This window comes from Acinetobacter sp. YH12099 (assembly GCF_013419195.1).
Classification (GTDB): Bacteria; Pseudomonadota; Gammaproteobacteria; order Pseudomonadales; family Moraxellaceae; genus Acinetobacter; species Acinetobacter towneri.
In genome coordinates this window covers 1-18240 of sequence record NZ_VPAP01000026.1, presented here as the reverse complement: position 1 = coordinate 18240, position 18240 = coordinate 1, and the positions used below count along the sequence as shown (strand labels likewise).

Sequence of the window (18240 nt, the reverse complement as noted above, 5' to 3'; positions counted from 1 at the left end):
ATTAAAACAGCTTCTTTAGGAAGCTGTTTTATTATGGGGGCGGTAAAAGATTAAAGATTATTTTTGATAAATGAATTGGGGAAATCATGCAGCAAAAATCGGTTTATCTGGGTGCAATTTTGAGCGGGATGGTTTTGCTTAGCGCCTGTGACTCATCTAAACAAGATCAAAACTCAGATGAGCAAACGTCTATTTTTCAGAAAGATCAAGCGGATGTTTTACCGTATTTGAATATCAAGCAACAGGCGGCAGAAATTGCCTTGCCATTTTGTGAAAATAAAAACTGCATTGAATTAGAAGTACAAACTTTAAATACCCAAGATACATGGCTCAACAGTTGGATTGCAAAAAATCAGGCCATGGTGATTCAAGACCAAATTGGCTTAAAACAAAACATGAATTTGCAGCAAGCCGTAGATGCCTATGTGAAAAAATCCGATGCTTGGCAGGCACAATTAGATCAAAATAAAGCTTATGAATTGGCGATGTACACCCGTATGGCATATCAACGCAATCAATATGTTTTGTTGCAAGTCGGGGTAGATAGCAAACAGGAAGGCACGCAGGTCAAAGAACGCTATTATTTCTTTGTGGCAGATCGGAAGCAGCAAAAAGCCTTGTCTGTTTTAGATGTGATTGATGCCAAACAACAAACCCGTATGAATACTTTTGTACAGCAGGCCTATCAGGATTGGCTCAAAACACAAAGCAGTGACGTGCAAAAAGCAGCACCTGCCAAATTATACTGGGGGCAGGCAGATTGGTTTTTTGATGATCAGGGCTTAGGATTGCATTATCGCACCCATGAAATTGTCAAAGATGGCACGCAGTTAGATATTTACCTAAGCAAAGCACAAACACAACAAGTTTTAAAAGCAGACATCTATCCATCTATGTTTTAGTAGGTGAGTACGGTGACAAGCAAAAATAGATGAAATCAAGGTTGGATCCATGTTGAAAAATAAAAGTATTTTGGCGATCAGTATTTTAATTACAACGCTAGGGATTACTGCATGTCAGCCAAAGAAAACCGAACCAGAAACAGTCGAGCCAGAGCAGACGCAGGCGGAACAACAAAGCTTAAAACTGGTCGGGGATACTGAAAAACTGAATTTGTCGTTGCCTAAATGTGAAGGGAATAACTGCCCTGAAATTTCAATTGAGCGTTTGAATAGTAATCAGGCCTTTATCGACCATTTTATTGATCAGAAAATTATTCAAGAATTGGCACAAATTTTAGAAATTGCACCACAGCAGGCGGCTTCTGAGGCTATAGCAGTTGAGAATGCAGCCAGTGAAAATACAGCAGCCAGTGCTGCAGATGCACCTGCCAGCAACCCCACTGCAGCAGCCATTGCACAAGTGGAAACTTTGGCGCAAAAATTAGAAAAACAAACTGTGCCTTATGTGCAAAGCTTTTTGGTACTTGATCAGGAACTGAAAGCTTTAAGCTCAAATCATAAAATCAGTTTGATGATTAAGCCTAAAATTTTGAATGCAGATCAGCCTTTGGCAACCGTGGTACTGAATAGCAGTAGTTATTTGGGAGGAGCGCATGGTGCATCGGCACAGCAATACTATAATTTTGATTTAGAACAGAAAAAATTAGTATTGTTAAATGACATTCTGTTAGAGAAGCAGCGTCCACAATTGGAGCGCAAAGCCTACGAAGCGTTTAAACAATGGGTCATCGCATCTGAACTTTCCACCAATGTGCAAGAATATGAACAAGCGTGGAAATTTAAGCTGTCGGAAAATTACTATTTAGGTCAACAGGGTTTAATTCTGCAATACGCAGAATATGAAATAGGCCCTTATGTCGTTGGTTTACCGCGTTTAACCATTCCGTATGCAGAACTGCAGGGGATTTTAAAAGCTGCGTATTTGCCTGTAACAGAAGCAGCCTCTGAAGCAACCGCAAAATCTGCCGAAGCCAGTGCAGTAAACACAACCAAAGCGAAATCTTAATATGAGCATTGCGCTGTTTGATACGCATACCCATTTTGATGTACCTGATTTTGACTCAGATCGGGAGCAATTGGCGTATGCGGCCAAGGCAGCAGGCGTAGAACATTTGGTACTGATTGGCTTTGTACAATCACGTTTTCAAGATTTAATCTCTACACAACAGTTTTTAAACCAACTTGAGCATGTGCCACAAAGTCATCTTGCACCAGGCTTGCATCCTTTTTATATCGAACAACATCAAGACCAACATTTACAAGATTTAGAACAGTTTTTGCAACAACAGCATTGTGTCGCGGTGGGTGAAATTGGCTTAGACACTTTTTTGGTTGAACATAAACAGCCTGAAGCGTTTCAAAAGCAGCAAGATTTTTTTGCCGCGCAATTGGAAATCGCACGCCATCGACAAAAACCTGTACTGCTACATATTCGTAAGGCTCATGCCGAAACCTTAAAAATACTCAAACAGCAACAATTTCAGTTTGGTGGCATTGCACATGCTTTTAGCGGTGGGGTAGAAGAAGCCAAAGCACTGATCAAATTGGGCTTTAAAATTGGTGTGACAGGGCAGATTACCAATCCCAATGCAAAAAAACTGCGCCGTGTTGTGCAGGAAATTGGTGCTGAACATTTGGTTTTGGAAACCGACTGCCCCGATATGACGCCTTTATGTTGTCAGACAGATACTCAATCACGAACCCGAAATACCCCTGCGAACCTGATTTATGTGCTTGAAGGTTTAGCGGATTGTTTAGATATTGCACCGCAAACTTTAGCCGCACAGCTTTGGCAGAATAGTGTTCAAGTATTAGACCTGCCTAAACTTTAGATGAAACAACACGAAGTCTGCGAAACGCAGTAAAATGCCCACACTTTGAAATTAAATTTGATTGCAGCATGACAGATCTTCTTCAAGATGATGAATATGAACGCCGTTTTGCAGGTGTGGCCAAAATTTATGGCGACAGTGCTTTTCAGCATTATGCCCAAAGTCATGTCATGGTGATAGGAATTGGCGGTGTCGGCTCTTGGGCGGTTGAGGCGTTGGCACGTACGGGTATCGGCGAGCTGACATTGGTGGATATGGATGTGGTCGCAGCATCTAACATTAACCGTCAATTGCCTGCCATGAGCTCAACCTTGGGGCATGAAAAAATTAATGTCATGGCAGAGCGTTGCCGTTCTATTAATCCACGTATCAAAATTAATTTGGTCGATGATTACCTCAGTCCAGATAACGTCAAAGCGTTATTGGCGACTGCACCTGATTTGATTTTAGATTGCATTGATGACGTAAAAGCTAAACTAGCGTTGATGCTGCATTGTCGTTTTAACAAGATTCCACTGATTGTTTCGGGTGGTGCAGGTGGCAAACTTGATCCGTTGAAAATTCGAGTGGCAGATTTATCTAAAACCGAACAAGACCCAATGTTGGCCAAATTGCGCGCCCAATTACGCAGCAAAGGTATTTGTAAAAAGCCAAAAGAAAAGTTTGGGATTACCTGTGTGTATTCCATCGACAATCCATTTTCTAGTGCCGATGTATGCCCAAGCGCAGGCTTGCGCTGTGGCGGCTATGGTTCGGCGGTGGTGGTCACGTCCAGTTTTGCGATGGTAGCTGTGGCAGAAGTGTTGAAAAAGTTAGATGCCTTACAGGCTAAAAATACATAAATCAAAGCCATGCGAGGCATGGCTTATAAAAAAGTTCTTTGATTTTGCACATCGCCAATGACTTTATTCAGTAGGTCGTTGTAGCTGCTGCTCTTTTGAATAGTCTTCCGTACGCTGCATTGCTGCTTGAATATTGACCAATGCTTGCTCTACATCTGCAAATGTTTTGGCATTGCCGCCACTTAGTGCCTGACGCCATTTACGTGCACCTGGCAGGTTTTGGAATAAACCTAAAATATGGCGGGTAATGACAGAAAGTGGTGCACCTTGTTGTAGACGTTGTTCAATATACGGCAACATGCGCTGCATAATTTCAAAACGGTCAGGTAATTCTAGCCCCCATAATTGCCCAAGCTCTGCCAGTAAATAAGGGTTGTGATAGGCTTCACGACCAATCATCACCCCATCGACATGCTTGAGGTGTTGTTGGGTTTCGGCAAACGTTTTAATTCCACCATTAATTTCAATTAACAATTCGGGGCGGTCTTGTTTTAGGCGATACACATCCTCATAACGCAGAGGCGGAACTTCGCGGTTTTCTTTAGGCGATAAACCTTGTAATAAGGCAATTCGGGCATGCACGATAAAGTTATTGCAACCTGTTTGAGCCACAGTATCCACAAAATGCAGCATCTCTGCATAAGAGTGCATGTCATCAATCCCGATGCGATGTTTTACGGTCACAGGAATATCAACCGATTGACGCATGGCGGCAATACACTCTGCAACCAAGTCTGGTTCTGCCATTAAACACGCACCAATTTTATTGTTTTGTACTCGATCACTTGGGCAGCCAACATTCAGGTTGATTTCATCATAACCCCAGTCTTGTGCCATTTTACTGCAGGTCGCAAGGTCTTTCGGATTTGAACCGCCCAACTGCAAGACAATAGGATGTTCTTCTTTGCTGTAATCTAAATGGCGCTTGGCATCACCAAATAAAATTGCGCCAGTGGTTACCATTTCAGTATACAGAATGATATTGGGGTTAAATAAACGTGCAAAAAAACGGTAATCGCGGGTAGTCCAATCCATCATAGGGGCAACCGAAATGCGAGGTTGTAAAGTTTGGATGGCACGTGTCATAACCCACCTGAATTGAAAAACAAAAGCACAAGACCGCGCATTATACGGGGTTTAAGTGAAAATCGACAGTATCCCCAACCCACATCCATTGGCATTAACTTTGCTTTGTTCGCTATGAACAAAGCAGCGCAACCGTAGATGCTAAAGCGGAACTGCTCAGTATTTGTATGCGTAGCCGTTTTTTAGTATGTTGAAAAGATAGGATAACGCAGCATAAGAGGGAAAATAAAATGTTGGTATTAGAAGAAATTTATCGAACTAAGAAAAATGAATTTTCAACGGCATTTAATTTACGCATGCAGCGCAGTTTAAGTTGGTGGAAAAAAGCCATTGAGTTTCATGATGATGTCGATATGCAATTTATGACAGCATGGGTGGCGTTGAGTGCCTTGTATGCGCAAGGTCAAACGGCAGAGCATACACAACAGACCTTGCAGCAATTTGTGCAGCGTATGTATCAAAAAGATGTCGATCAGCGCATGGCGAGAATTATTTGGGAAAAATATCCACAAAGTTTAGAGGTGTTGCTGACCAACCCTTATTTGTATCAAAGTTTTTGGGATTGGCGTAATCAAAAAATGACTGAAGCTGAATGGCGTGCAGATTATGAAGCAGAGAAACAGCAGATTATGCAGGCATTGCACATCCATGATTCAGCTACAATTTTGGCATGTTTGTTTAAGCGCTTATTGACGTTACAGCAGCAACTTTTACAAGGTGGTGCAACTTATAACAGTGCAATCAACCGCAAACAACTCAGCCATGCCAATACTTTACTGTGTGCGTTGATGCCGTGTTTTATCCAAATCTTATTGGAAAATTTAGAAAATGTGGAATTGAGTCAGCCATTTTACCCTGTGATGCAAATGTCTTAAGCGACTTGCTTGATTGTAATCGCAGCGTTTAAGGCATGGCGGTGTGTTGACGTTGATGCTGCCAGTCGAGTAGGGCAAAGCTCATTGCGGCGGTAACAAAACACAAACCAACTAGGCAACTCCATAACCATCCACCGTGTTGCCATGCATAGATTCCCAAGGCAGAACCACAAGCACCGCCAGTAAAATAACTGGTCATATAAATTGAGTTAATCCGCGATTTGGCATCGGGGCGTAAGCGAAAAATTACATTTTGGTTGCTGCTGTGTACGGTGGCAAGCCCAAGGTTAATTAAGCCAAAACCAAGAATATAGCTCCATAAGCTAAATTGTCCGTTGTATAGAAAGACCCAACTGATTGCCAATAGCGCCAAACCACCCCACGTCAGCGCTGTAACATAGCCACGATCTGCAATTTTCCCCACGTGTTTGGTCGAAAGAGCACCGAATACACCCACCATTGCCACAATGCCCACCATAAAGTCAGCTAAGCCAAAACTGGATTTGAGTAATACTGCAATGGTGGAAAACAACACGCTCATCGCTGCAAAAGCAAACGCACCGAGCAAGGCACGATAGACCAAACGACGTTCTTCTAAAATGAGTTTGCCCATAGACTGAAACACGGCCAAATAGCTGAGTTTGCTGGTTGAGATAAAGGGTAAGCGTGCTTTGAGTACCGCGGCAATGCAAAGCATCAGCACACCGCTAATCAGGTAAATCACTTTCCAATGGAATAAGTTGGACAGCAAACCTGCCAAACTGGTCGAAAGTAAAATACCGACCAATAAACCACTCATCAATAAACCGACCACTTCACCCATTTTTTCAGGTTTTACGGTCATGGTGGCAAAGGGAATTAAGACTTGTGCCGCCACAGAAAACAGCCCTGTGATAATCGTGCCAATCCATAGCATGCTTAAATTGCTGGAAAAGGCACATAAAAATAAGCCAATCGAGGCCAAAAACATCAATAGGGGAATGAATTTGGTTTTATTGACAATATCGCCCATAGGCACAATAAACAATAAACCCAGTGCATAAGATACTTGTGCAAAAGTCACCGTCAATGCCACTTGGGATTGCGGAATCTGGAAAGATTGATGAATCGAGTAAATCAGCGGTTGGCAATAATAATTGGCCCCCGCGCATAGGCCACAGGCAATCGCCATCAACCAGAGCAGGGTTTTATCTTGGCTGATGTCGGGTGCAGTGTTCATAATTATCCTAAGGTCAATGGTAAAACGGGGTTGCAGTAGCTCAAAGATTGAATCCAATATTCAACTTCATTAGTGGCAGGATGTCGCCTTTAACTTAATGAGAGAACTTGTTTTTGGACAAGGTGATCATCATCACGCCTACAATATTGAGCATGCAGCCGAACCATTGTATGCCATTTAGATGTTCACCTAAAAATGCTGTGGCCAATAGAATCGTCAAGATGGGGCCAATTGAAGCAATCATGGCCGATTGTGCCGCACCTAAACGGGCGATACTGTGTGCCATGAGTAAGGTGGGCAAGACTGTGACAAATATCCCTAAAGCTATGCCATAACCTAACACTTCTACAGGCAGTTGTTGTACCAGTCCCAGTGGATTCGGTGTGACCAAACTGTAATGCGTAAGCGTGCCGATGCAGGCAATACTTAAAGCCAGACCTGTAAAATTCCATGAACCAAAATGCTGAATCAGGCTTTTGGTCAGCAATAAATAGCCTGCAAAACACACCGCACTGGCAAACACCAAACTGCTGCCTAACCAAAAATACGTGTCATGCGGGGTATTGCTCTGTTCCTGTAACATCACAATCACTGTTCCGCCATAACTCAGGGCAATTGCAAACAGACTCAGCCAGCTCAGTTTCTGCCGATACATTACGCTCGAAGCCAGAACGGTGAGCGTTGGATATAAAAACAGAATAATGCGTTCTAATGAAGCGCTAATGAACATCAGCCCTAAAAAATCCAGCCAGCTAGAAAAATAATAGCCCATCAGACCTGCAAATATTATTAGCAGCCAATTGCGTGTAGAGATGTTGCGACTGTGATGGCGATTGAGCCAACAAATCAGCAAGAAGAAAGGCAGGGCACTTGCCATGCGCAAAGCCATGAGTACGGTTGCATCGACCAACGGTGAAAGTGCATAAGCCTGTTTAATAAAAATGGCTTTGGTACTAAACAAAAAGGCTGCAAATAAGGCAAAGATGGAGCCCATTGTGTGGCGTTAAGTCTGATCATGAAAAATGCTGTCGAGCAAGGTGGATGCAAGAAAAGTGACACATGCCGCGCACACAAATACAAGTTGTATGATGGATAAAGACAGATGCGACTGCATGAATAAAGCTGTGTGCTGTATTTGAGTAAGCATAGCCGATTTTATGCAGATGGTCTGCTTGAGATGGCATAAATTTTGTGAAAAGTAGAGTAAATGAGCTTTGCACGATAATGGTGCAAATTAGCTAAAAATATTGCAAAACAGAGAAAATCCATCATCAGACTAAATGACGCACAAAAAAAATGAAAAAAATAGCAGCACTTAACTTAGACCTGAGTTGAATAAATTCAAGCTTCTTTTAAAAGTTTTACTGTTTCAAATATTCGATTTTACTCATAAGGCAAAGGTAGGTTTTTCTAAGGTTTTCAGATGCGCAAAACACTTCTAAATTGAACCTTGTTGTGCGGTGTAAAAATTGTCAAAAAAGTCAATTTGGTGTTTAAGTTTTTGCTTTTAGCGCTTAAATGTATAGATATGCAATCTTTTAGCGCTAAGTCGGATTTTCCCAATTAAGTGAAATGCGTGTCAGAATGATCAATGCTTAATTCATTTAAATGTGGTCAACTGCAAGCTCAAAGCATCGCTTTTTTTCTTTTAGACACTTCAAATCGAAGTTTTGCTGAATAATTAGACTTATATTCAAGAAGCAAAACTTATCAATTATATCTCGCAACAATATTTTTATGAATCATCAGTTCAAAATATGGGTATTTATTAAATAAATATTGGGTGGTAATTTAAAAATGTTGCATTAGAATCCAAAAATTCAACAAAACTTATCCTGAGGGGAAAGCATCGTTATCCACGATGTTGACTTAAGAAAAACTAGCTTGAGGAACGCTCATGCAGATCGGAATTCCAACCGAAACTGTTGTCGGTGAAAATCGTGTCGCTGCGACGCCAGAAACAGTAAAGAAGTTGATTAGCGCGGGTCATAGCGTAGTCATTGAACGTGGTGCAGGCGTAAAAGCCGCTTATATCGACAGCGCTTATGAACAAGTAGGCGCGACCATGACAGATGATGCTTATCGCGGTAGCCAAATGATTTTGAAAGTTCGTGCCCCAAAGGGTGAAGAAATTCAAAAACTTGCACCGAACAGCACTGTGGTGGCGATGTTTGATCCTTACCGCAATACTGAATTAGACCAATTTGCTGCGGCTCAGGTGTCTGCATTTGCTTTAGAGCTTTTGCCACGTACCTTGTCGCGTGCGCAAAATATGGACGTGTTGTCATCACAAGCCAACTTGGCAGGTTATAAATCTGTGTTGTTGGCTGCAGCAGAATATCAACGCATGTTCCCAATGTTAATGACGGCAGCGGGTACTGTAAAACCTGCGCGTGTTGTGATCATGGGTGTGGGTGTTGCTGGTTTGCAAGCCATTGCAACAGCGAAGCGTTTAGGTGCTGTAGTCGAAGCAACTGACTTGCGTCCAACGGCAAAAGATCAGGTGGAATCTTTGGGTGGTAAGTGGTTAGACGTACCAATGTCTGAAGAAGAACAACAAAAAGCTGCCGATGCTGCCAAAAATGGTTATGGCTGGATGCCTGGTGAACAATACATTAAAGACCAAGCAGTGATTGTCGATAAAGCCGTTTCTAATGCGGATATCGTGATTACCACTGCGTTATTGCCGGGTCGTGATGCACCGCGTTTAATCAAAGCGGAAACTGTGGCAAAAATGAAGCCGGGTTCTGTGATTTTAGATATGGCAGTCGAAACGGGCGGTAACGTCGAAGGTTCACAATGCGGTGAAACTGTAGTGACTGCCAATGGTGTGAAAATTTTGGGTATTCCAAACATTCCATCGACTGTATCGACAGAAGCATCTGCACTATATGCGCGTAATGTGTTGAATTTTGTTGAAACATTATTTGATAACGACAAGAACTTCGCATTGAATCCTGAAGAAGAAATTCAGAAAGCGTTGCTGGTCACTCATAACGGTCAAGTGCTGTTAAAGCGTGGTTAAGGAGAATTCTCATGGTTGAAACAATTACGATTTTTGTCCTTGCCATCTTCGTAGGTTACTACGTGGTGTGGGGGGTAACACCTGCGTTACATACGCCATTAATGGCAGTAACCAATGCACTTTCTTCAATCATTATTGTAGGTGCGATGATTCAAACTGTTGGTCTACCAATCATGGGTGTAGAAGGCAGTGTCGATTTCCAAACCATTAATGTGGTGAGTGTACTGGGTGCGATTGCTGTATTCTTGGCAAGCATCAATATTTTCGGTGGTTTTGCAGTGACTGCACGTATGCTGGAAATGTTCAAACCAAAAGCAAAGAAAAAAGAGGGCTAATGCATGGAATTTATTCGTGAATATGCAGACTGGTTCTATTTAATCGGGGCTGTGCTCTTTATCTTAACTTTACGTGGTTTGTCTGGGCCTAAAACTGCGATTGCGGGCAACCGTTACGGCATGATCGCAATGGCGATTGCAGTCTTGACTACATTCTTTGTGGCAGACAATCCAGTTGTGTGGATGATTCTGGCAGCTATGGCAGCAGGTGCGGTGGTGGGTATTGCCCGCGCACGTACGGTGCCAATGACTCAAATGCCTGAAACTGTAGCGTTAATGCACTCTTTAGTCGGTTTGGCTGCAGTTTTAATTGCGATTGCTGCGATTATTCATAACAACAAGTTAATCGAACTTGGTCCAGACTTGTTGGCTGCAAATGGCATTACTTTCCATGAAATGAGCAAAGTTCATTTATTTGAATTGTTTGTGGGCTGTTTCGTGGGGGCGATTACCTTTACTGCATCTGTTTTTGCATACGGTAAATTGGCGGCGAAGAAATGGGCAAAAACTATTTCGGGTGCATGGGTAAAACCTGTTCAGGCGTTAATTTTCCTTGCCATGCTCGGTTTTGGGATTCACTTCTTCCTGAGCGGCAACATGACTTCATTCTGGGCAATGACAGGTTTAGCATTGGCATTCGGGTGGGTATGGATTGCACCAGTGGGTGGTGGTGACATGCCAGTTGTGGTGTCATTGTTGAACTCGTTCTCAGGTTGGGCGGCAGCAGGTATTGGTTTCACACTTGAAAACAACATGCTGATTGTTGCAGGCTCATTGGTCGGTTCTTCAGGTGCGATTCTCTCTTACATCATGTGTAAAGCCATGAACCGTTCAATCATCAACGTATTGTTTGGTGGTGCGATGGGCGGTGCAGCAGCACCAACGGCAGCAGCGGGTGCGCAAGTGCAACGTAACTACCGTTCAGGTTCTGCTGATGATGCTGGCTTCTTGATGTCAAATGCAGACAGCGTAGTAATTGTACCGGGCTATGGTATGGCGCAAGGTCGTGCACAGAATGCGGTCAAAGAATTGGCCAACTTGTTAAAAGAGCAAGGTGTAACTGTTCGTTTTGCGATTCACCCAGTGGCAGGTCGTATGCCGGGTCACATGAACGTATTACTTGCAGAAGCAGACGTACCGTATGAAGACATCTTAGAAATGGACGAAATCAACTCAGATTTCCCTGCAACAGATGTGGTGTTGGTGATTGGTGCAAATGACGTAGTTAACCCTGCGGCAAAAGACGATCCAAACTCGCCAATTTACGGCATGCCAATTCTTGAAGCGCATAAAGCACGTACCATTATGGTCATCAAACGCTCAATGGCAACAGGTTATGCGGGTCTAGACAACGACTTGTTCTATAACGACAAGACCATGATGATCTTTGGTGATGCCAAGAAAGTTGTGGAAGATATGACTAAATCAATCAACGGTACAGGTCACTAAGACACGGTTCCTAGAGATGAAACCGCCTTCGGGCGGTTTTTTTATGGCTGCTGTAAAGTGGTCAATTGAGAGAAGGCAGATTGAGTTTGGGTGAGTTTGTATAGGATTGGTTTGAAGCAATGTAGTGGGTAGGGGATGATATAAACCAATATTTGGTGGGTAGGTTAATACGATATAAAATGATTAGAGGTATGAACTTCAAAAGATCTGCATTAAAAAAGCGACTTATTTGAAAGTCGCTTTTTGTGCATCTTTAAGGCTGCTCAAGTGAACTGTTGTATTAAGCAACAGACTCAGGCGTAGTGCGCCATAAGCTTTCTAGGTCATAGAATTTACGTGCTGTTGGTAGCATGATGTGAACCACTACCATACCAAGATCGACCAAGATCCATTCTGCATCACGTTCACCTTCAATACCAATTGGTCGGAAGCCTGCTTTGCGCGCTTCTTCGGCAACATTATCGGCAAGAGATTTTACGTGGCGAGTTGATGTACCGCTAGCAATCACAATGGCATCTGAAACATTGCTGATGCTGCTGACATCAAGTTCAACAATTTCTTTGGCTTTTACATCAAGGAGAGCTTCATGTACAACTTTAAGACAAGTTTGTACGTCATGCTTTTGGGTATTCATTGCAAGATCGTGAGAATTAGAAGCGCCGGGCGATGGTTCTAAATTCATGGGGTGTATAATTTCCTAAAATTATTCATCGTCTAATATAGCTGTTTTAGCCTGAAATTTCAAATTGATTTAATTTTAACCATTTTAAGACGAGGAAAAATATTTGTTTTTCCATGCAAATGATTGATTTGACGCCAGACTTGGGCGGTATTCTGCAGCGACATAGCCTGAGTAAGCACTGTGCTGTAACCATTTGAAAATAGTAGTATAGTCTAGCTCGCCTGAATCGGGTTCATGGCGTCCTGGATTGTCGGCAAACTGGATATGACCAATATCCTGAATGTTTTCTTGCAATGCGCTCAGCACATCTTCACCCATCATCGCCATGTGATAACAGTCGTATTGCATTTTAAGAGCAGGATGTTTGACTGCTTCTAGCATCTCTTGAGCTTGCGCAATATTTTGTACCAAAAAGCGTGGCATGTCGGTGCCATTAATCATTTCAAATACAGGCTGAATATGATGTTGGGTGAGCATCGAGCAGGCCAGTTTTAGGTTTTCTGCCAGCGTGTTTAAGCAAGGCAGTAAATCGGCATCGACAGGTTGTTTGCCTGCCAAAATATTGACGCTAGGGACATTTAACGCCGTGGCATAACGGATAGCTAACTCTAGGGCATGATGAAATTCAATCTCTTTTCCGGGTACGCCCGCCAAACCATTGCCGCCTTGCATGAGGTCGCCCGCAGGGACATTAATTAAGCACAGGCTGAGTTGATGAAGTGTGAGTTGGGTTTGAATCTGCTCAATACTCAGTTCATAGGGAAATTGAATTTCAACATGCTGAAAACCATGTTCGCGTGCAAGGGCAAAGCGTTCAATTAAAGGCACTTCGGTAAAAATCATCGACAGATTAACCGCCAGTTTAGACATGCAGGTGCTCCTTGCAGGCAAAGGTTGGATCAGGAATCAAGCCGATTAAGCTTCGACCTGATGAATAATGGTGGCTAAATCTGCTTCTGCAAAACCCTTGGCTTGATGGGCTTGCAGTTGTGAAAGGGCTTTTTCTGCCACAGGAATCTGTAACTGAAATTGCGCTGCCAGTTGTAAGGCATTGTTTAAATCTTTAGACAGGGTTTGGACTTTCCATTGTACAGGCTCAAAACTGTGAGTTGCCATACGTGGAGTTAAAATCTGAAACGGTTTCGAGTCGGCAAAACCACCCACCAAAGCAGGTGCAAGTAAACGGGTGTCTACGCCTGCCTGTCCTGCTAAGGCAACAGCTTCGGCAATTAGGGTGCTGTTGGCAGCAACAATCAGTTGGTTGCAGATTTTAGTGGCTTGTCCTGTGCCTGTTTCGCCCATACGGGTCACACGTTGTGACAGCACATCATAAATCGGGCTTAATTTTTCGATGGTGTTTGCATCACCCCCTGCAAAAATCACCAAACTACCTTGTTCGGCTCCCGCAGTGCCTCCCGATACAGGTGAGTCAATCCATGTGACCTGTTTGAGGTTGGCTTGCTGCGCTAGCTTTTGGGTTTGATCTACAGACAAACTGGAAAAATCGACAATGACTTGTTGAGCAGTCAAAAAAGGCTCAATTTGATCTAATACAGCTTGGACGGCATTATCATCGGCAAGGCAACTCAAGATCACTGGATATTGTCCGATCTCGCTCAATTGCAGCGGTTTTGCCCCCAGACTGAGCACAGATTCGCAAGCCGCAGGGCTACGATTCCACACCGCGACCTCAAAACCTGCCTGAACTAAGCGGGTTGCCATGCGCGTCCCCATAAGTCCCATACCTAAAAAAGCGATTTTTGTGTCACGATCAAAATGCATAGCGCTGATTCTCCGTTTTTGCCTACAGTACAAGTCTGGCTTGAAATGTCAATTTAGCCTTTGGTCAAAGTCTGTTGTGTTTGAACTGAATCAAAACTGACGCGGTGCAAAGGTCACTTCAGGGTTCTTGTCCTTTTTACGTGCCAGTTGGCTATTTTTACCCAGCAATAATTTTAATTGCCAAATTTTTTCTAAACGTAAAGATTTATTTGGCGCATGTTCCATAGCATCCAGCACTTGTTTGGCTGCAGCCAATGCATCAGGAGAGCGTTGTGCAATTTCTTCAGCAAGGTCTTGTGCTTTTTGTAAGGGGGTTGCATCTAAATGCGTGACCAAACCAATTTCTTTGGCATAGTTGGCATCAAAAATACGCGCAGTTAAAGTCAGCTCTTTGGCAAGGTCTAAACCAATTAAACCTTTTAAAGAACGGCTTAGCCCCATATCAGGCACTAAGCCCCAACGGCTTTCCATAATCGACATTTGTGTGTCAGGATGCGCGATACGAATATCTGCGGCCAAGGCCAATTGCATCCCTGCACCAAAACAATAGCCTTCAATTGCAGCAATTACAGGTACAGGCAATTGTTGCCAAACGAGAAATGCTTTTTGAAACAGGCTTTGCCCTGGCTTAATTAACTCCCAAGCCGCAAATGCACGGTTTTGTGGATTGTTGAGGTCGGCCAAGTCAATGCCTGCACTAAATACCTTTGCTTCGCCTGTTAAAATTACACAACGTAAGCTGCGGTCTTTTTTAAGTTTTTCGGCAGTCCGCACCAATTCTTTGAGTAGGGCAAAACTCATGGCATTGCGTTTGTCTGGGCGGTTCAGGGAAACTGTGGCGATGCCATTATTTTTTTCGATACGAAGTAAGGTCATGATGTGAGCTCTTGTTTTTACTGGGCAAAGCATAACATGGGCAGCAGTGCGATAAATGACAGCAGAGTCACGGCAAAGCCTTGCGACCTTGCCTTTGATTACGTGACTTTTTTTTGTGAATAGTGCTGGGTGAGTCGTGCTTACAAACTGTATCTTCTCGTTGAGGCGTTCGCGGTGAATGTCACTTTGATGTTGGCTAACTCACCGCATTGTGTTTGGTAAAAATGTGTTCTGCCGCATGTTCAACTTGCTGTATACAGGTTTGTAATTCCTGATAACGGTTTAAGACCTCTTGCACAAACAGATCATCGGCTTTACGACGTTCTTTACGTAAGGTCGAAACAAACTGTTCAAATGAGCCTGTTACTTCTTGCAGGTTCGGTGTGCCAACATAGCGGGTCGCACCATACAGACGATGCAACACATGCTCGAGTTGTGGGAAATCTTCCAGTTCAATCAGCTGTTCAATTTCATGTAATTCTGTGGCAAAGCTATCCACTAGCATTTTCAGTAAATCCACTGCAAGGTCTTCTTTGTTGGCTGCCAGCATTAGGCTTTGTTGCCAATCCAACACCTGTGGATCTAGCGCTTCAATCACAATGGCTTTATCGACTGCAGGTGGCTTATTAAAACTTTGCGTGGTCCAATGGGTTAAAATTTGGATGATTTGTTCAATCTGAATCGGTTTGGTGACATAGTCATCCATACCGACTTTGAGTAATTTTTGCTTTTCATCGGCAAGAGCATGCGCGGTGAGGGCAATAATAGGTAAGCGTTTGTGATTTTCCAAAGTCGATTCTAAAGAACGAATCGCACGGGTGGTATCTACCCCCGACATCACAGGCATTTGAATATCCATAAAGATCAGGTCAAATGGTTGCTGTCCCTGCTCAATGCGTTGCTGCAAAATCCCCAAAGCTTCCTGACCACTTTGCGCTTTGGTGGTGGTCACATTCAGTTCGCCCAACAAGGCTTCGAGTACAATCAGGTTTGGTAGATGGTCATCCACCGCTAAAACGTGCAGGCCTTTACCATCAAATGATGCAGACTCCTGTTCATCAAAACTGTTTTCATTGTTGAGTAAGTCAATTAAGGCTGAACGACTGAGCGGTTGATACAAAGCGCGCGCACGATATTCATTTAACAGACTTGGGTCTAGCGCCATTTGATAGCCATACACTGCCAAGTTACCTTGATAACGGGTACGAATTTCTTTTAATAAAGCTTCGGTGTCGCCACTATGATCAACAATCAACCAAGTATTGTCTTGCAGGTCGGATACATCTTTTAAGCGGCTAAATAAATCTAAAATTGAAGCGGCTTCAATATGTCGCACCGCATAATTTTCAAGATAATGACGCAAGACATTCGCTGTGGCAGGGTGCGCCAAATACGACACCACCTGAATCTCTTTAAAGTTTGGATGCTGCTGTGCATGCGCTTCATCTACCGCAAACATGGCAGTAAACCAGAAGGTCGAGCCTTTTTCGGTTGGGGCGCGTTCCTGATTGTCTTCAAAGCCAATTTGACCTTGCATCAAATGCACCAACTGTTTGGAAATGGCCAAACCTAAACCTGTACCACCAAATTGACGCGTGACCGAAGTATCACCTTGAGAGAAAGACTCAAACAATTTTTTACGGTCTGTACCGCTTAAGCCAATGCCACTGTCTTGGACGCTAAAGTGAATTAAGCATTGTCCAATATCGTCATGTTCTACCCGCGCCCGTACAATAATTTCACCATCGGGGGTGAATTTAATCGCATTGGAAATTAAATTGGTTAAAATTTGCTTGAAACGTAAAGCATCGCCCAGCACATATTGCGGCACATTATTGGCAAAATAAAAGGCCATGTTGATGTGTTTTTGCGCAGCCAAAGGCGAGAGCATATCCATCACATCAAAAATGGCTTCTTCTAAATCAAAGGGTGCGGTATCCAGTTCCAGTTTGCCTGCATCAATTTTAGAAAAATCCAATACGTCATTAATGAGTGCTAAAAGATGCGCCGATGATTTACGAATGGTCTGTAAATATAAATTCTGTTCATTGCTAAGATTTTCCTGACGCAATAACAGGTGAATAAAGCCATCAATACTGTTCAATGGTGTTCTGAGTTCGTGACTGATGTTGGCTAAAAATACCGATTTAGACTGGTTGGCAGAAATCGCTTGGTCACGTGCCTGACGATAAGTGATGTTTTGCACTTCCAAAGTATCGAGGGTGCGGCGCAAGTCATCTTCGGTTTGTTCGGTATGTTCTTTGAGTTCTAAAAAGCTGAAATGCAGGCGTTTTACCACATTGGCAATATCCCGCTGCAGTAAGCGTAATTCGCCAGTACTGTTAATGACCATGTGTTGATCGAGCGTATCGGCATTCAGGCGTTGTAGCTGCATGCGAATTTCATACATGGGTGCAATCCAGCGTCGTGAATAGAAATTCAGACACAGCAATAACAACAACAGGGTCAGCAAGCCTGTGGCAATTAATACAATCATGACCCGATAACGGGCAATTTGTAATGGCTGATTGTCCAGTTCAATCAGCAACCATGCAGGACGGTTGATGTCTTGCTGAATTTGCATGCCATACACATGATTATTTTTATACAGAATTGGGCCAAAAAAATCGGCATTTTTAGGGAATTTGGGCCATTCGGCTTGGTCTTGAAAACCCATGCTTAAACGGCGCGTACCTGAAGCATCAATCAGTGCAGTACGAATCAAGTGCTTTTCGTTCATCATATTTTGCATAAAAGTACGTGCTTCTTCGTACTTCCACGGAAAGCTAGCCAGTTGATGCAAAGCTGCTTCAGATGGCAACTCAAAACGGGTCAAAATCGCAATTGCCATTTGTCGCTGCTGTGCTTTTGCGGCATTCGAGGTTTCAGATAAAACTAGCATCGTGCCGACGCATGCCAAAACCATAATTGGCACAAAAATAAGTGCAATCAGCTGTCCATAAGCATGATTTAAATGTAAGCGCTTAAATAACTTTTTATTGATATTTGACATGGTTAACGCAGTTTAATCCCTATGTTTGGCAGTTTAGCATGCTTTATCAAATGGAGCGTAAAACTCAGTCCTTCAGGTCAGAGATATAAGCGACACGACATGAAGTGTCGTTTGATTTAACTAAGGACTATTTTTCTTGAGTTTTGATTGTTAATATAAGTACATGAAAACCCTTAAATTACGTATAAAAGACAAACATTGCAAGGTGTTAGACCAACTAGCATCAGAAGTGAACTTCGTCTGGAATTATGTCAATGATTTA

General features: G+C 43.1%; 16 protein-coding genes. 8 read left to right on the top strand and 8 right to left on the bottom strand.

Annotation, left to right across the window (positions count from 1 at the left end; translation table 11 throughout):
- The first annotated feature begins 86 nt into the window (after nt 1-86).
- From FTU39_RS12215 to FTU39_RS12200, 4 genes are all read left to right on the top strand, one after another.
- A complete protein-coding gene (locus tag FTU39_RS12215; RefSeq protein ID WP_004974888.1) occupies nt 87-902 on the top strand; it encodes a hypothetical protein in 816 nt (271 codons plus the stop codon).
- A gap of 49 nt (nt 903-951) precedes the next feature.
- Nucleotides 952-1968, top strand: coding sequence for an RsiV family protein (locus FTU39_RS12210; protein WP_096901396.1), 1017 nt, complete (start codon nt 952-954; stop codon nt 1966-1968).
- A 1-nt stretch (nt 1969) separates the two neighbouring features.
- A complete protein-coding gene (locus FTU39_RS12205; RefSeq protein ID WP_096901397.1) occupies nt 1970-2794 on the top strand; it encodes a TatD family hydrolase in 825 nt (274 codons plus the stop codon).
- A 68-nt stretch (nt 2795-2862) separates the two neighbouring features.
- Complete coding sequence (locus FTU39_RS12200) at nt 2863-3636, top strand: ThiF family adenylyltransferase (protein ID WP_096901398.1); 774 nt, start codon at nt 2863-2865, stop codon at nt 3634-3636.
- A 63-nt stretch (nt 3637-3699) separates the two neighbouring features.
- Here the strand turns inward: FTU39_RS12200 and dusA are convergent, their stop codons facing one another.
- Nucleotides 3700-4722: a tRNA dihydrouridine(20/20a) synthase DusA gene (gene dusA / locus FTU39_RS12195; protein WP_096901399.1), complete on the bottom strand. Its 1023-nt coding sequence runs from the start codon at nt 4720-4722 to the stop codon at nt 3700-3702.
- Between the two features lie 230 nt (nt 4723-4952).
- Between dusA and FTU39_RS12190 the strand changes: the two genes are divergently transcribed.
- Entirely contained in the window at nt 4953-5597 is a 645-nt protein-coding gene (locus FTU39_RS12190; RefSeq protein ID WP_004974903.1) for a hypothetical protein, read from the top strand.
- Between the two features lie 28 nt (nt 5598-5625).
- Here FTU39_RS12190 and FTU39_RS12185 read toward each other — a convergent pair whose 3' ends face one another.
- Nucleotides 5626-6816 carry an MFS transporter gene (locus FTU39_RS12185; RefSeq protein ID WP_096901400.1) on the bottom strand — a complete coding sequence of 397 codons (1191 nt, stop codon included), beginning with the start codon at nt 6814-6816 and terminating at the stop codon, nt 5626-5628.
- 94 nt (nt 6817-6910) lie between these two features.
- A complete protein-coding gene (locus FTU39_RS12180) occupies nt 6911-7810 on the bottom strand; it encodes a DMT family transporter (RefSeq protein WP_180052235.1) in 900 nt (299 codons plus the stop codon).
- 903 nt (nt 7811-8713) lie between these two features.
- Between FTU39_RS12180 and FTU39_RS12175 the strand changes: the two genes are divergently transcribed.
- From FTU39_RS12175 to FTU39_RS12165, 3 genes are read left to right on the top strand one after another with little or no spacing between them, the layout of a single operon-like run.
- Nucleotides 8714-9841 (top strand): Re/Si-specific NAD(P)(+) transhydrogenase subunit alpha, encoded by a 1128-nt coding sequence (locus FTU39_RS12175; RefSeq protein ID WP_004974923.1) that lies wholly within the window; start codon nt 8714-8716, stop codon nt 9839-9841.
- An 11-nt stretch (nt 9842-9852) separates the two neighbouring features.
- Nucleotides 9853-10176, top strand: a complete 324-nt coding sequence (locus tag FTU39_RS12170; protein WP_004974924.1) for a proton-translocating transhydrogenase family protein — start codon at nt 9853-9855, stop codon at nt 10174-10176.
- Nucleotides 10177-10179: 3 nt separating this feature from the next.
- Nucleotides 10180-11625, top strand: coding sequence for an NAD(P)(+) transhydrogenase (Re/Si-specific) subunit beta (locus tag FTU39_RS12165; RefSeq protein WP_004974925.1), 1446 nt, complete (start codon nt 10180-10182; stop codon nt 11623-11625).
- A 280-nt stretch (nt 11626-11905) separates the two neighbouring features.
- Here the strand turns inward: FTU39_RS12165 and rsfS are convergent, their stop codons facing one another.
- From rsfS to FTU39_RS12140, 5 genes are all read right to left on the bottom strand, one after another.
- On the bottom strand, nt 11906-12307 hold the full coding sequence (rsfS, locus tag FTU39_RS12160) for a ribosome silencing factor (protein ID WP_004974926.1): 402 nt from the start codon (nt 12305-12307) through the stop codon (nt 11906-11908).
- 84 nt (nt 12308-12391) lie between these two features.
- Nucleotides 12392-13177: a hydroxypyruvate isomerase family protein gene (locus FTU39_RS12155; protein WP_154320326.1), complete on the bottom strand. Its 786-nt coding sequence runs from the start codon at nt 13175-13177 to the stop codon at nt 12392-12394.
- Nucleotides 13178-13222: 45 nt separating this feature from the next.
- Nucleotides 13223-14089, bottom strand: coding sequence for an NAD(P)-dependent oxidoreductase (locus FTU39_RS12150; RefSeq protein ID WP_180052234.1), 867 nt, complete (start codon nt 14087-14089; stop codon nt 13223-13225).
- Nucleotides 14090-14179: 90 nt separating this feature from the next.
- The gene (locus tag FTU39_RS12145) at nt 14180-14965 is read right to left on the bottom strand and encodes a crotonase/enoyl-CoA hydratase family protein (protein WP_179995949.1); all 786 of its coding nucleotides are present in this window, start codon (nt 14963-14965) and stop codon (nt 14180-14182) included.
- Between the two features lie 196 nt (nt 14966-15161).
- A complete protein-coding gene (locus FTU39_RS12140; protein ID WP_180052233.1) occupies nt 15162-17978 on the bottom strand; it encodes an ATP-binding protein in 2817 nt (938 codons plus the stop codon).
- Nucleotides 17979-18240 lie beyond the last annotated feature (262 nt).

Bases quoted from the DNA above. Each gene is read 5' to 3' on its own strand.
- FTU39_RS12155 (WP_154320326.1), bottom strand. From the start codon at position 13,177: ATGTCTAAACTGGCGGTTAATCTGTCGATGATTTTTACCGAAGTGCCT.
- FTU39_RS12205 (WP_096901397.1), top strand. From the start codon at position 1,970: ATGAGCATTGCGCTGTTTGATACGCATACCCATTTTGATGTACCTGAT.
- FTU39_RS12165 (WP_004974925.1), top strand. From the start codon at position 10,180: ATGGAATTTATTCGTGAATATGCAGACTGGTTCTATTTAATCGGGGCT.
- FTU39_RS12190 (WP_004974903.1), top strand. From the start codon at position 4,953: ATGTTGGTATTAGAAGAAATTTATCGAACTAAGAAAAATGAATTTTCA.
- dusA (WP_096901399.1), bottom strand. From the start codon at position 4,722: ATGACACGTGCCATCCAAACTTTACAACCTCGCATTTCGGTTGCCCCT.
- FTU39_RS12175 (WP_004974923.1), top strand. From the start codon at position 8,714: ATGCAGATCGGAATTCCAACCGAAACTGTTGTCGGTGAAAATCGTGTC.
- FTU39_RS12145 (WP_179995949.1), bottom strand. From the start codon at position 14,965: ATGACCTTACTTCGTATCGAAAAAAATAATGGCATCGCCACAGTTTCC.
- FTU39_RS12170 (WP_004974924.1), top strand. From the start codon at position 9,853: ATGGTTGAAACAATTACGATTTTTGTCCTTGCCATCTTCGTAGGTTAC.
- rsfS (WP_004974926.1), bottom strand. From the start codon at position 12,307: ATGAATTTAGAACCATCGCCCGGCGCTTCTAATTCTCACGATCTTGCA.
- FTU39_RS12210 (WP_096901396.1), top strand. From the start codon at position 952: ATGTTGAAAAATAAAAGTATTTTGGCGATCAGTATTTTAATTACAACG.
- FTU39_RS12140 (WP_180052233.1), bottom strand. From the start codon at position 17,978: ATGTCAAATATCAATAAAAAGTTATTTAAGCGCTTACATTTAAATCAT.
- FTU39_RS12180 (WP_180052235.1), bottom strand. From the start codon at position 7,810: ATGGGCTCCATCTTTGCCTTATTTGCAGCCTTTTTGTTTAGTACCAAA.
- FTU39_RS12200 (WP_096901398.1), top strand. From the start codon at position 2,863: ATGACAGATCTTCTTCAAGATGATGAATATGAACGCCGTTTTGCAGGT.
- FTU39_RS12150 (WP_180052234.1), bottom strand. From the start codon at position 14,089: ATGCATTTTGATCGTGACACAAAAATCGCTTTTTTAGGTATGGGACTT.
- FTU39_RS12185 (WP_096901400.1), bottom strand. From the start codon at position 6,816: ATGAACACTGCACCCGACATCAGCCAAGATAAAACCCTGCTCTGGTTG.
- FTU39_RS12215 (WP_004974888.1), top strand. From the start codon at position 87: ATGCAGCAAAAATCGGTTTATCTGGGTGCAATTTTGAGCGGGATGGTT.